Raw genomic sequence first — 14,491 nt, 5'->3', positions numbered from 1 at the left:
GCCCATGAATCCACGTGTAGCGTGGATCTACTGACGATCGTCTATCGTGGGCCCATGAACCTCCGCCTCTACCGACCCGCAGATGCCAGCGCCTGCCTGTCGATTTTCGACAGCAACGTGCCAACCTACTTCGCGCCCGAAGAGCGCAGCGACTTTGAACGCTTCCTGCGTGAGCAGGCCATGGACTGCGCCTTCCAGGTGATCGAGCGCGACCACCGCATCGTGGCCTGTGGCGGCCTGTCGCGACGCGGCGATGGTAGTGCCGGTTTCTGCTGGGGCATGGTGCAGCGCGCGCTGCACCGGCATGGACTGGGCCGCGAACTGGCGCTGGCGCGCCTGCGCCAGGCCGAAGTGGATCCCTCGATCAATCGCGTCACGCTCAGTACCAGCCAACACACCCAAGGCTTCTATTCCGGTCTCGGCTTCCAGGTGACACGTGTGGTGCGCGATGGCCACGGTGCCGGAATCGACGCCGTGGAAATGGAGCGGGAGCTCTAGCGCTCCCGCCCCGGTCCCATCCACGCCCGCCGTGGTTCTACCGCTGGCCCGCTCCCCTCAGAAGCCCACTCGCAGGTTGATCTGCCCGCCGACGTCGCGGCGACCGTCGCCGTGCTGGCCCTGCACGAACATCGACAGCTGGCTGTTTCGGCCGAGCCCAACCGCCACGCCCAGCTGGCTGACCAGCGCGTTGCGTGCCATCACCGCGCTGTACACATCGAACGCATTGCCGCCGACCGCGAAGCGGTTGCGGCTGGCCACGTCGGTGTCACCCGAAGCATGCTGCCAGCCGAGGCCGACCGTCAGCTGTGCCGGGAAGCGCTCGCCGCTGCCCACGTCCCAGCGGCCCCGCACGCCCACGGTGCTGACATTGAGCGTGTCCTTGCCGCCTTCCAGCGCCAGCGCAGCAGTGCCGCCCTGCTCCACCGCGCGATCACTGTCGACCCAGTGCTTGGTGAACTGCACGTACGGCTGCAGCTGGGTCCTGCCGTGGGCCCAGGTCCAGCTGCCCTCCACCTGGGCGATGGTCACATCCGAGTCCTGGCGGCTGTACAGGGTCTGGCCCAGCAGCGGCACCTCACGCGTGGTGCGCGTGCGGTAGTCGCCGCGCGACACGCTGCCACCGACCGCAAAGCCGTTGTTCCATTGACCCTGCGCATACAGGCCGAAGGTGTTGCCACGCAGGCGGGCGCGCGAGCTGCGATCGTACAGGCGCGTATCCAGCCGTTCGTTGCCGGCCGCTGCACCCAGCACCACGTGCTCGCCCAGCTGCCAGTCCACGCCGGCCATCAGCGCATTGCGGTTGGAGCGGATGTCGTCGCCGTTGCCATCACCATCCTGCCTGAACACCTTGCCGCTGCCGGCCAGCCAGGCCGAGGCACGCTCACCGCGCACGGTCGGCAGCTCACTGCCCAGACGCTGGCGGATACCCTCTTCCAGGTAATTGTCGTACAACAGCACCGCACGGCTGGCCGCATGCACTTCACCGGACAGCTGGTCGAAGGCCGCGCGCGCGGTACCCGCGTCATACATCAGCAGCGTGTTGTACAGGCCCAGCGCCGGACCACTCTGCGGCAGGCTGTCCAGCGCTGCGGCGGTGTTGTACTGGTTGCGCGTCTTCGCCGCCGTGGTGAAGGCTGCGGTCTGCGCCACATCGATCTGCAGATTGGCCGTGTTCGCCGTGTAGACCGGGGTGATGGTCAGGAAGGCCGACGGCGTCTTCGCCGAAGCGAACTGCCCGCTCACGCCACCGCCCGCATTGACCACGGTGTACTGCTGGCCCTGCTGGTAGCTGGTGCTCGGCGAGATGGTATTCACCTGCACGCTGCTGCCACCCACGTTGGCACTGCCACCCACCTGCACCGTGTCGCTGCCGGTGGCACCCAGATCGATGCCCAGCGTGCTGCCCGGCGACAAGGTCAGGTTGCCACCCACCGTGATCGTGCCGGTGCCATTGCCCGCACCGCTGCCATTGCCTGGGCCATTACCCGGCGACAGCACGCCGCCACTGGATACCGTCACGCCACCACCGGTACCCCCGATGGTGCCGGTGCCGGACAGCGTGGTACCGCTGCCGATGGTCCACTGGCCGCCGATGTTGCCGGTGACATTCAGGCCACCGCCGGTGACCTGGCCGGTACCGCTGAAACCACCGCTGTCGCCGCCAAGGTTCAGGCCCCCCGGACCGGCCTGCACGATGCTGCCGCCACCGCTGATGCTGCCGCCCAGCGTGGTGCCGCCACCGGTGTTGATGATCAGCCCACCGTTGTTGGTGATGTTGCCGGTGATCGAGCCACTGGCGCCGCCATTGCCAACCTGCACGGTGCCACCGGCGTTGATGGTGGTGCCGCCGGTGTAGGTGTTGTTGCCGGTCAGGGTGATGGTGCCAGCACCGGCCTGGGTCAGGCCACCGCTGCCGCTGATGGTGCCACCAACGGTGGTGTTGCCACCGACGTTGAACACCAGGCTGCCGTTGTTGCTGACGTTGCCGGCAATGGATCCGCTCGCGCCGCCGTTGCCGACCTGCAGCGTGCCGCCGGTGTTGATGGTGGTGCCGCCGGTATAGGTGTTGTTGCCGCCCAGGATCAGCGTGCCGCTGCCGGCCTGGGTCAGGCCACCGCTGCCGCTGATGGCGCCGCCGACGGTGGTGTTGCCACCCACGTTGAAGATCAGGCTGCCGTTGTTGGTGACGCTGCCGCCAATCGCACCGGTCGCGCCGCCATTGCCCACCTGCAGGGTGCCACCGGCAGTGATGGTGGTCGGGCCGGTGTAGGTGTTGTTGCCGGTCACGGTCAGCGTGCCACTGCCGGCCTGGGTCAGGCCACCGCTGCCGCTGATGGTGCCGCCCAGCGTGGTGTTGCCCGCGACGTTGGACACAAGCGTGCCGTTGTTGGTGATGTCGCCGACGATCGAGCCGGTCGCACCACCATTGCCCAGCTGCAGCGTGCCGCCGGCATTGATGGTGGTACCGCCGGTGTAGGTGTTGGTGCCGGTCAGCACCAGCGAGCCACTGCCCGCCTGGGTCAGGCCACCCGTACCACTGATGGTGCCGCCCAGCAGGGTGTTGCCCGCGACGTTGGAGATCAGCGAACCATTGTTGGTGATGTCGCCAGCGATCGAACCGGTCGCTCCACCATTGCCCACCTGCAGCGTGCCACCGGCAGTGATGATGGTGCCGCCGGTGTAGGTGTTGTTGCCGACCAGCGTCAGCACGCCGGCACCGGCCTGGGTCAGGCCACCACTGCCACTGATCGCGCCGCCGACCGTGGTGTTGCCCGCCACGTCGAACACCAGGCTGCCGTTGTTGGCGACATTACCGGTGATCGCACCGGTCGCACCGCCATTGCCGACCTGCAGCGTGCCACCGGCATTGATGGTGGTGCCGCCGGTATAGGTGTTGTTGCCGGTCAGAGTCAGCGTGCCAGCGCCGGCCTGGGTCAGGCCACCGCTGCCGCTGATGGTGCCGCCCAGCGTGGTGTTGCCCGCCACGTTGGACACCAGCGCGCCGTTGTTGGTGATGTCGCCGACGATCGCGCCAGTCGCACCACCGTTGCCCACCTGCAACGTGCCGCCGGCATTGATGGTGGTACCGCCGGTATAGGTGTTGTTGCCGGTCAGCACCAGCGTTCCGCTGCCAGCCTGGGTCAGGCCACCGCTACCGCTGACCACACCGCCCACGGTTGCGGTGCTGCCCAGGTTGTAGACCAGGCTGCCGTTGTTGGTGATGTCGCCCAGCACCGAACCGGAGCTGCCACCGTTGCCGAGCTGCAGCGTGCTGCCACCGTTGATGGTGGTGCCACCGGTATAGACGTTGTCGCCGCTCAGGGTCAGCGTGCCGGTGCCGCTCTGCACCAGGCCACCGGTGCCACTGAGCACACCGCCGAAGGTGGTGCTGCCGTTGTTGCCGCCGGTGGTCAGGGTCGCACCGCCCAGCACCACGCTGGATCCGGTTACGCCGGCCAGGCCTCCGATGCTCTGGTTGCCACCGGCACTGATGTCCAGCGTACCGGCACCGGCCAGGTTCACCGTGCTCGCACCCGACAGGCTGCCACCGGCCGCCACCGCCAGCGTGCCGCTGTTGATGGTGGTGTTACCGGTGTAGGTGCTGGCACCGCCCAGGGTGACCGTTGCTGCGCCATCCTTGAGCAGGCCGCCAGCGCCGCTGATCGGGCCGTTCAAGGTCAGCGCGTTGCTGCCGGCAAGGGTCAGCGTGCCACTGGCCAGCTGCACGGTATTGGCCAGCGTCAGCGCGCTGGTGCCGTCCAGGCTGGCATTGCCGCCCACGGTCAGCGTGCCGGTTCCCAGTGCATTGTTGTTACCCAAGGCAAGGCCACCGGCGTTGAGTGCCACGCCACCGCTGAAGGTATTGCTGCCGGTCAGGCCCTGGATGCCTGCACCATTCTTCACCAGGCCACCGGTACCGGTAATGTCACCAGCGAAGGTCGTGTTTCCTACGCCATTGAGGGTCAGCGTGCTGCCGCCGAGCGCAACCGTACTGCCGGTAACACCCGCCAGTGATCCGATGCTCTGCGCACCACCGGCAGAAATATCGAACGCTGTTCCGGCGTTGGCCAGTGTCACCGCGCCATTCGCTGCCAGACTTCCTCCGGCGCCAATCGCCAGCGTGCCCGCATTGATGGTGGTGCCACCAGTGAAGGTATTGGCACCGGTCAGGGTCTGGGTGCCGGTGCCTTCCTTGATCAGCCCACCGGTACCCCCCACCGAACCACTGAACGTGCCATTGACGGGACCACCAATGGTCAAGGTGTTGCCGCCCAGGTTCACCGTGCCGTTGCCGATCAGGGTACCGAACTGCTGCGTGCCGCTGCCCGCCGACAGATCGAAGGTCGCACCACTGGCCAGGTTGACGATGCCACTGGCATTCAAGCTCGCGCCGGCGCCCAATGCCAACGTACCGGCATTGATGAAGGTGCCACCGGTATAGGTATTGGCACCGTTCAAGGTCAGCGTTGCCGCGCCCTCCTTGGTCAGCGAGCCGGTGCCACTCAGGCTGCCGTTGAGGGTGAGGTTGTTGCTGCCGAGCACGGTCAGCCCGGCGTTGAGGACGAAGTTGTTGGCCAACGTCACCGTAGTGTTCGAATCGAGCGTACCGTTGCCACCCACCGTTACCGCCCCGGTGCCCAGCGCAGCATTGTTCCCGACCACCAGGCCACCGGCATTGAGCGTTACACCGCCACTGAAGGTGCTGGCGCCGTTGAGGGTCTGCACGCCTGCGCCGTTCTTGACGAGGCCACCATTGCCGGTGATCGCACCGTTGAACGTGCTGTCTACCGTGCCACCCAGGGTCAGCGCGCTGCCACCGAGTGCCACCGTGCTGCCGGCCACGCCGGCCAGCGAACCGATGCTCTGGTTGCCCGCAGAGATATCGAGGGTACCGGTACCTGCCAGGTTCACCGCGCCGGTCGACGCCAGGCTGCCGCCGGCGCCGATCGCCAGCGTGCCGCTGTTGATGGTGGTGCCTCCGGTGTAGGTGTTCGCACCGGTCAAGGTCACGGTGGCCGCACCATTCTTGATCAGCCCACCGGTACCGGAAACCATGCCGCCCAGGGTCAGTGCATTGCTGCCCAGCAGGTTGAGGTTGGCACCTGATGCCAGCGTGATGTTGTTGGCCAGGTTGGCCGCGGTCGAAGCATCCAGCGTAGCGCTGGCCCCCACCGTCAGCGCACCGCTGCCGAGCGCGGCGCTGTTGCCGACCACCAGGCCACCGCCGTTGAGCGCCAGGCCGCCGTTGAACAGGTTGGCGCCGCCCAGCGTGAGGATGCCGGTGCCGTTCTTGACCAGGCCACCGGTGCCGGAAATCGCGCCGTCGAACACGCTGTTGCCGTTGCCGCCGAGGATCAGCGACTGCGCGCCCAGAGTGACCGTGGAGCCGGTCACCCCGGCCAACGAACCAATGGTCTGGCTGGCACCGGACGTCGAGATGTCGAAGCCGGTTCCCGCTGCGGTAAGTGTCACTGCACCGGTGGCCGCCAGGCTGCCGCCCGGACCGATCGCCAGTGTGCCGGCATTGATGAAGGTGCCGCCGGTGTAGGTGTTGGCACCGGTCAGCGTCTCGATGCCCGCACCGACCTTGGTCAGGCCACCCGTACCTGCGATAGAGCCACTGAAGGTGCCATTGGTCGCCCCGCCGACTTCGATCGAATTGGCGCCCAGGTTGACCGTACCGTTGCCGACCAGGGTGCCGAACACCTGCGTGCCACTGCCGGCCGACAGATCCAGCGTCGCGCCGGTGGCGAGGTTCACGGTACCGCTCGCCGCCAGGCTGGCACCGGCACCCAGCGCCAGTGTGCCGGCGTTGATGTTGGTACCACCGGTATAGGAGTTGATACCGTTCAAGGTCAGCGTTGCGCCACCATCCTTGGTCAGGCTGCCGGTACCGGAAATCACCCCGTTGAGCGTCAGCGCATTGGTGCCCAGTACGGTCAGGCCTGCGTTGAGCGCGATGTTGTTGGTCAGTGCTGCCAGGCCGGTGGTGTCCAGCGTGGCGACCCCGCCGACGGTAAGCGCGCCAGAGCCCAGCGCCGCGTCATTGCCGAGCACCAGCCCGCCTGCGTTGAGCGTCACGCCGCCGCCAAACGTGTTGGCACCGGACAATGTCTGCACGCCTGCACCCACTTTCACCAGGCCGCCGCCGCCACTGATCACGCCATCGAACGCAGCGTTGCTGGCGGTTCCGAACGTCAATGAGTTTCCGCCCAGCGCCAGCGTGCTTCCGCCCGCACCGTTGAGCGCGCCGATGGTCTGGCTGCTGCCGGCACCGGAGATATCGAAGCCAGCGCCTGCGCCCAGCGTGACATCACCCGCCGCGGCAAGGCTGCCACCTGTTCCCAGTGCCAGCGTACCGGCGTTGATGGTGGTACCGCCGGTATAGGTGTTGGCACCGGACAGCGTCAGCGTGGTGGCACCGTTCTTGATCAGGCTGCCGTTGCCATCGATCACACCCGACAGCGTCAGCGCATTGCTACCCGGCAATGTCAGTGCGACACCCGAGCCCAGCGTGACCGCATTGCCGAGCGTCGCTGCAGCACCCGCATCCAGCGTGGTGCTGGCATTCACCGCCAGCGTGCCGGAACCGAGTGCGCCGTTCGCGCCGACCACCAGGCCACCACCGTTCAAGGTCAGGCCGCCACCGAAGGTATTGGTGTTGTTGAGCGTCAGCAGGCCTGCACCGTTCTTGATCAGGCTGCCGCTGCCGGCCACCACGCCTGCAAGGGTGAGATCGCTGCTGCCGCCCAGCGTCAGCTGCGTACCCCCACCGAAGTTCACGGCGTTGGCCAGGTTCAGTGCCGTCGTTCCGTCCAGGCTGACGTTGCCGCCGATGCCCAGCGTGCCCGTGCCCAGCGCCCCCGAATTCCCGAGGATCAGGCCACCGGCATCAAGCGCGACACCGCCACTGAAGGTATTGGCACCGGACAGCGTCTGCACGCCAGCACCGACCTTGATCAGCCCACCGCTGCCATCGATGACGCCGGCAAAGCTGCCATTGCTGGCGCCACCGAAAGTAAGGGTCTGCGTGCCCAATGCCACATGGCCGCCTGCCACGCCGTTCAACGCGCCAATGGTCTGCCCGGCACCCGCTGCGGAGATGTCCAGCGTCGCGCCGGCACCGGCGAGGTCCACCGCACCGATGGCGGCAAGACTGCCACCCGCGCCGAGTGCCAGCGTACCTGCGTTGACCGTGGCGCCACCGAGGAAGGTATTGGCACCGGACAAGGTCAGCGTCGAGGCGCCGTCCTTGATCAGGCCACCGGTACCACTCACCACACCGCTCAGAGTGAGATTGCTGCTGCCCGGCAGGGTCAGCGTATTGGCGCCCAGGTTCACTGCATTGACCAGCGAAACCGGGGCACTCGCATCCAGAGAAACATTGCCGCCGATGTTCAGTGCACCGGTACCCAACGCACCGTTGGCGCCGACCGACAGACCGCCCGCGTTCAGCGCCAGACCACCACTGAAGGTGTTGCTGTTGTTCAACGACAGCACGCCAGTGCCGGTCTTGATCAGGCCACCGGTGCCAGTGATCAGTCCGCCCAGAGCAACATTCTCATTGCTGGTCAGGCTCAGCTGCGCACCGGCATCGAGATCGATGGCATTGCCCAGGTTCAATGCCACCGTACTGCCCAGGGTCGCGTTCGCGCCCACGGCAAGCAGCCCGGTTCCCAGCGCGCCAGCGTTGCCCAGCATCAGGCCACCGCCGTTGAGCGTCAGCCCACCGGCGAAGTTGTTGGCGCCGTTGAGCGTGAGCGTGCTGGCGCCGTTCTTGACCAGGCCACCGGCTCCGGAAACCACCCCGCCAAGCGTGATCGCCTGCGAACCCGGCAGCGACAACACGGCCCCACTGCCCAGAGTGACATTGTTGACCAGGTTCAACGCCGTGCTGCCATCGAGCGATGCATTGCCACCCACGCTCAATGCGCCCGTCCCGAGTGCACCGCTGTTGCCCAGCAGCAGGCTGCCGGCATTGAGGTTCAGGCCGCCGCTGAATGCATTGGTGCCGTTCAAGGTCAGCAGCGAGGCACCGTTCTTGGTCAGGCTGCCGGTGCCGGTGATGTTGCCGCCCAGGGTGAGGTTCTGGCTACCCGGCAGCGTCAGCACCGCGCCAAGGTTGATGGCATTGCCCAGATTCAGTGCTGCGGTTGCGTCGAGCGTGCCATTGCCGCTGACCGTCAACGCGCCGGTACCGAGTGCACTGCCGTTGCCCAGCAACAGGCCACCGGCCGCCAGGTTCAGGCCACCACTGAAGGTATTGGCGCCGCTGAGCGTCTGCGTGCCCGTTCCCTGCTTGACCAGGCCACCGGTACCGCCGATCACGCCGCCGAATGCCTGGTTGGTGGCATCACCGAAGGTGAGCGTGCTGCCGCCCAGCGAGAGGATGCTGCCTGCCGCACCGGACAGCGCACCGATGGTCTGGTTGCCGCCGAGCGAGATGTCCAGTTCGGCGCCGGCCCCCGCCAGGCTCACCGCCCCGGTGGCCGCCAGACTGCCGCCACTGGCCAGTGCCACCTTTCCTGCGTTCACGTTCAGACCGCCGGTGAACGCGTTGGCCCCACCCAGCGTGAGCGTGGAGGCGCCGTTCTTGACCAGGCTGCCGGTACCACCGATCACGCCGCCCAGCGTCAGCGCGTTGGAGCCCAGCACGTTGAGCGAACCACCCACCCCCAGGTTGATGCCGTTGCCCACGGTCAGTGCCGAGCTGGCATCAAGCGTCACCGCGCCACCGACATTCAATGCGCCAGTTCCCAGCGCACCGCCGTTGCCGAGCACCAGTCCTCCAGCCGTGAGCGACAGCCCTCCACCAAACGTGTTGGCGTTGTTGAGGGTCAGGGTGGCCGCGCCGTTCTTGACCAGGCTGCCGGAGCCACCGATCACGCCGTTGAAGGTCAATGCCTGGTTCCCGGACAGATTGAGGATGCTGCCCGCGCCCAGATTGACCGCGTTGGTGAGAGCGAGCGCCCCGGTGCCATCGAGAGACACGTTGCCGCCAACACTAAGTGTTCCAGTACCCAGCGCGCCTGCATTGCCCAGCAGCAGGCCACCGCCGTTGAGCGTGACGCCACCTGTGAAGGTATTGGCGCCCGACAGGGTCTGGGTACCCGTACCGACCTTGACCAGCGCGCCGCCGACACCGCCGATGACGCCGGAGAAGCTGGTGCTGGTGTTCAAGCCACCCAACGTGAGGCTGCGCGCGCCAAGGTTGAGCGCACCGGATCCGGCGAGTGAGCCGATGGTCTGGCTGGCCGCAACCGAGAGATCGAGGTTGGTACCTGCGCTCAGCGAGATCGCACTTGTCGGCGACAGACTGCCACCGGCGCCCAATGCCAGCGCACCACCGGTGACCGCGAAGGAGCCCGTAAGCAGGTTGGTACCATTCAAGGTGAGGGTACCCGGACCCGCCTTGACCAGGTCGCCAGCGCCGGAGATCGAACCATTCAGGCCCAGCGCGTTGCTGCCCAGCAGGTTGAGCGTGCCGCCACCGTTGATGACGAGGTTGTTGCCCAGATTGAAGTTGGCCGAGGTATCCAGCGAAGCGTTGCCACCGACGGTCAGACTGCCGCTGCCGAGCGCACCGGCATTGCCGAGCACCAGGCCGCCAGCATTGAGGTTGACGCCACCGCTGAACAGGTTGGCGCCGCCCAGGGTGACAATGCCGGTGTTGTTGACCGTCAGCCCACCGGTACCGGATAGCACGCCACTCAAACCGAAGCCTTGGGCACCGCCCAGGTTCAACCCGCCATTGAGGGTGAAATTGTTGCCCAGCGACAGGCCTGCACCACTGGCCGCGATCGAGCCGCCAGTGACGGTAAACAGGCCGGAACCGAATGCGGCGTTGTTGTTGAAGTTCACCACGCCGCCACCGAGGGTGATCGCGCCCGTGCCCGACCACGGCCCCTGCAGGTTCCAGGTGCCGCTGTTGACGGTGAGCTTCTGGAAGCCGATGTAGTTGGTCCAGCCGATGCTCGACGCAGGCCCGTTGTTACTGGCGTTGTCCTGCAGCACCAGGGTGTTGTTGGCGGCACCGGTGCCGATGCCTGCATCAACCGTGCCCGCCGCTGCGACCTTGACCCCGGTTACGCCGGCGAGCAGGCCTGCAGGTGCGCTACCGCCACCGGTAACCACGGTGGACCCCGCCACGGCAGTGAAAGTATTGCCGCCGGTGGAATCACCCAGATGCACACTGCCCGAGATCGTGCCCGAATTGGTGAACGTATTGCCTGTCGAAGCACCCAGGCCGACACGACCGGTGATGCTGCCACGGTTGGTCACGTTGGCCTGTGCTCCGCCATAGGTCACCACCGACGTCGCATCCGCAAGCTGCCCTATCCCCAGCAGCGACATTCCAATCGAACCATCATTGACCAGCGTGGTGGTCCCACCTGCGGCATTCTGCGCGGTGACCGCCTGGCCGCCGAAACCCAGCAAAGTGCCGATGTTGAAGATGCCCTTGATCTGGCCGCCAGTCTGGTTGTTGACCGTGATCGCGCTGCCACCGGCGGTGTTGTTGCCGACCACCAGGCCGGCCGCGGCCAGGCTGAGACCACCGGTCAGGAACGGATCGATCGTGCCGGCGTTGTTGACCGTGGTGTTGCTGCCGCTCAACGTCACCGCATTGCCGCCCAACAGCAGAGGCACGCTGAACACCGCGCCATTGGCGATGTTCAACGTCAGGCCGCTGGTCGGGTTGACGTAGTTGTTGATGTTAGTGGAGCTGTCGCAGTTGACGGTCGTGGTGCCAGTGCACGCTGCGAAGGCCGAACCACTGGCCAGCGTGGCAGCCAATGCCACCACCAACTGGTGCGCCCGCAATCGCGGCACCCGCCCTGCGCAGACCGCGCTTCCGCCGGGATTCTGAGTGACCTCCGAAGCAACCTGCATTACGCCGAGGGCGCGATTGAAAACCAGACGGTAAATGCGGTTCATCGGTAAATCTCCATGAAAAGACCGGATGGCACTGCAGGCAGGTTTTTTGAAGACAATGCGGCCCACCCCGGCTCCCGACACGGGAACAAGGCCTGGCGTCATTAACTTCTGAAAATCTTCACATCTTCACGCGACCGCACCTGGAAAAGGCAGGTCAACGTGTCCGTCAAGGCGAAAACCCCCCGATTTCGCATGACGAATGGCGGCACTGTGCGGCCGATGGCGCCAGCGGCATGTGAATCACGCTCGTTATTTTCATGACGCACGTCAAATAAAACGGGAGGACAAAATGGTTTTGCCGAAAATGCATATACCTGCAGCAGGCGGAGATTCCTTTCTCCGCCCAACTAAATGCATTCAGCTGCTCGAGAGTTTCATCAGCACCAGGCCGGAAACGATCAGCACCGCCGCACCGATCCGCATCGGGCTGACCTGCTCACCGAGGAAGACGATGCCGACCACGAACGCACCGACCGCGCCGATGCCGGTCCAGATCGTGTAGGCGGTGCCCAGCGGCAGGCTGCGCATGGCCACCGCCAGCAGCCAGAAGCTGGCGATCATGCCGATGATGGTGACCACGGTAGGGGTGAGCTTGGTGAAGCCTTCGGACTGCTTCATGGACACGGCCCAGACGATTTCCAGCAGGCCGGCGAACAACAGATAGATCCAGGCCATGACAGCCCTCCTCTTGGTAGGGCCAGGCCGTCCTGGTCATTGATTCCCGATGTGGGGGAGGTCGTTCCTCCTGGCCGGCATTCTAGCAACGCCGGTCGGCGCGGGGCGTTGCCGGCAGACGCGGGTTACAGCCGATTCAGTGCACGAAGCTGGCGTCGATGTACCTGCCTGCGCTATAGTTGCCGTCTGCCATCGGCCAGCCGATGTGCAGTCCGGCTGTGGTCTCCGGCGCATCGCGCGCTGCTTCCCCTGATCCGTGAACCGGCCGCCCACTGGGCGGCCAACGTCTCTATGGTGGCCCCGTCGGCCCCTCGCGACGCTAGGTCGAAAATCCCGCCAGGGCCGGAAGGCAGCAACGGTATCGATCGACGCGGGCGCCGAGGTCAGCCGGCGGGGCCACCGCCTTTTCCGGCGACGCCCCGCCTCTGGTAGATGCCAGCCTTGGCTGGCGCCCTTCACCGGGCATCGCCCACCACTACCCCGCCGCGGGCGTGCCCTGGTGAAACACCACCCTCCATTCCTGCGCATGCCGTCGCCACAGCGAACTGCGCAACACCCAGCCCTGGGCCTGGCCATCAACGTGATAGCGGCTGCGGTAGCGCACCTGGGCCAGATCCTCGGCCAACAGCCACACCGCGTACTGTTCCGATTCGATCAGCACCTGAGCGCGCTCCAGCGGGATCTCCTGCAACGCCGCATCACGGCCGTAGCATCGCCCGGAACTGCCGATCTCGCTGAAATCCTCGTCCAGCAGGGCTGCAAGGGACTCGCGATCCCCCCGCACCTGCGGCGCATGCAGCGCGCGTTCCAGCGCCTCCAGCTCGGCAGCCAGCGCCGCGTCGGCGGGCTGGCCAGCACCGCTCACGGCGGATCCTGCACCAGCACGTGCGGTGCAGTGGGGTTGGCCAGCGGCACGCACTGCCCCGGCTGCGCCACACGGTGCCCCCGCGCGGCCAGCGCCTGGCCGTCGGCCGCGCTCGCATAGTGGTAGAGCATCATCCGCGCCTGCAGTTCGACGCTGTACTCGCGCTCCAGGTCGTCCACGCCGGTGTGCGACGGGTTGCCGTGCAGGCCGCAGTCGTGCGCGATCAGTTCATTGTCGTTGGCGAAGCGGGCCAGCATCTCCGGAATCGGCCGGGTATCGCCACTCCAGGTCAGCGCACCCTGCAGGCGCAGGCCATAGGCCGTCTCCGGCCAGTGGTGGCGCACCGGGAACACTTCCAGGCGCACGCCCTCGTGCCAGAACGCCTCGCCCACCACGACCAGCTGGAACGCATCCCAGAAGTTGGCACCGCCCTCGGCCAGCACATTCGGATAATCACCGATGCGCTTGTGCAGCAGCGGCACCACCGTGGCGGGCACGTACAGGCGCACCTTGCCGCGCCGGTGCGCATTGAAGAAGGTGTCCACGAACAGGCGCTCGAAGCCGGCCACGTGGTCCAAGTGCACATGGGTGACGAACAGCGCCTGCGGCATGTGCCCGTAGTGCGCCTTGAACGCGGTCAGTCCTTCGCCGCCACAGTCGATGGTCAACCACGGCCGACCGTCCCGTTCGATCACCGACATCGGCGACCCCAGCTCGACCGCCGACGCATTGCCGACGCCGAGGAAACGCAACGACCAGTCCATCAGGTGCCCCGGTTCCAGGCCATGTCATAGGCGCGGCGCAGCCGCGCGTAATCCTTCTGCACGTCTTCCATGCTGCGCTCGCCGCGCAGCTTGATCAGCGAGCGCAGCAGGCGCTTGAGATTGCGTTCGCGCCAGGCGGTCGCCGGGATGCGGATCACCCCGCGGTCGAAGTCGATCAACCAGCCGTGGCCGTTGCCGTCGAACAGGATGTTGTGCGCATTGAGGTCGGCATGGTCCAGGCCGGCACGATGGAAGCGGGCAATCAGCCGCCCGGTCTCCTCCCACGGTGCGCCCCGCCCCGCGACCAGCGCGCGGTCGGCCAGCGAACGGACACCCTCGATCCGCTCCATCAGGATCGCAGCCCGGTAGCGCAGGCCCTCGCGCATGTAGAACGCCGCCAGTGGCCGGGGCACCGGCAGCTTTTTCTCGCGCAGCGCGCGCATCAGCCGGAATTCGGCGAAGCTGCGCGTCCGGTCCGCGCCGCGCCAGAAGTACTGGTCATGGCTGATCTTCGCCGCCAGGCCACCGCGCAGGTAGTGGCGCAGCACGCTGGCGCCGAACGGCGCATCGACGAACCAGGCGCTGCCACGACCGCCCTCGCCCACCGGCCGAGCCCTGCTGCCCCAGTGCTGGGGCGAGAACAGGCCGATCTCGGCTTGCCGCAGCCGCTCGCGGTCGAACAGAATGGCCCCGATGCCGCGACCCTCGCGGCATGGCGTCAGCGCTTCATTGGCGTCGAATGCGACCATTT

General features: G+C 66.5%; 6 protein-coding genes and 1 other RNA gene. 2 read left to right on the top strand and 5 right to left on the bottom strand.

The window, feature by feature from the left end; all coding sequences use genetic code 11:
* Positions 1 to 54: 54 nt before the first annotated feature.
* Positions 55 to 498 carry a GNAT family N-acetyltransferase gene (locus tag ACSYS9_RS04545; protein WP_049462946.1) on the top strand — a complete coding sequence of 148 codons (444 nt, stop codon included), beginning with the start codon at positions 55 to 57 and terminating at the stop codon, positions 496 to 498.
* A 57-nt stretch (positions 499 to 555) separates the two neighbouring features.
* Here the strand turns inward: ACSYS9_RS04545 and ACSYS9_RS04540 are convergent, their stop codons facing one another.
* Complete coding sequence (locus ACSYS9_RS04540) at positions 556 to 11,436, bottom strand: autotransporter-associated beta strand repeat-containing protein (protein ID WP_071229573.1); 10,881 nt, start codon at positions 11,434 to 11,436, stop codon at positions 556 to 558.
* 357 nt (positions 11,437 to 11,793) lie between these two features.
* Positions 11,794 to 12,111, bottom strand: coding sequence for a DMT family transporter (locus tag ACSYS9_RS04535; RefSeq protein WP_010483859.1), 318 nt, complete (start codon positions 12,109 to 12,111; stop codon positions 11,794 to 11,796).
* 300 nt (positions 12,112 to 12,411) lie between these two features.
* Between ACSYS9_RS04535 and ffs the strand changes: the two genes are divergently transcribed.
* An RNA gene (gene ffs / locus ACSYS9_RS04530) (signal recognition particle sRNA small type) lies at positions 12,412 to 12,508 on the top strand.
* A 78-nt stretch (positions 12,509 to 12,586) separates the two neighbouring features.
* Here the strand turns inward: ffs and ACSYS9_RS04525 are convergent.
* The 3 genes from ACSYS9_RS04525 to ACSYS9_RS04515 are packed head-to-tail and all read right to left on the bottom strand — an operon-like array spanning position 12,587 to position 14,489.
* The gene (locus tag ACSYS9_RS04525; protein ID WP_071229574.1) at positions 12,587 to 12,976 is read right to left on the bottom strand and encodes a nuclear transport factor 2 family protein; all 390 of its coding nucleotides are present in this window, start codon (positions 12,974 to 12,976) and stop codon (positions 12,587 to 12,589) included.
* Positions 12,973 to 13,740, bottom strand: a complete 768-nt coding sequence (locus tag ACSYS9_RS04520) for an MBL fold metallo-hydrolase (protein WP_032127780.1) — start codon at positions 13,738 to 13,740, stop codon at positions 12,973 to 12,975. Before ACSYS9_RS04520 ends, ACSYS9_RS04525 begins: the two co-directional genes overlap by 4 nt.
* On the bottom strand, positions 13,740 to 14,489 hold the full coding sequence (locus ACSYS9_RS04515) for a 3-deoxy-D-manno-octulosonic acid kinase (RefSeq protein WP_071229575.1): 750 nt from the start codon (positions 14,487 to 14,489) through the stop codon (positions 13,740 to 13,742). Before ACSYS9_RS04515 ends, ACSYS9_RS04520 begins: the two co-directional genes overlap by 1 nt.
* Positions 14,490 to 14,491: the final 2 nt, after the last annotated feature.

The sequence above is a fragment of the Stenotrophomonas sp. STK17_22 genome, from assembly GCF_051983905.1.
Taxonomy (GTDB): Bacteria; Pseudomonadota; Gammaproteobacteria; order Xanthomonadales; family Xanthomonadaceae; genus Stenotrophomonas; species Stenotrophomonas maltophilia_A.
The sequence above is the reverse complement of the archived record's forward strand: the minus strand, read 5'-3'. Positions and strand labels throughout refer to the sequence as shown.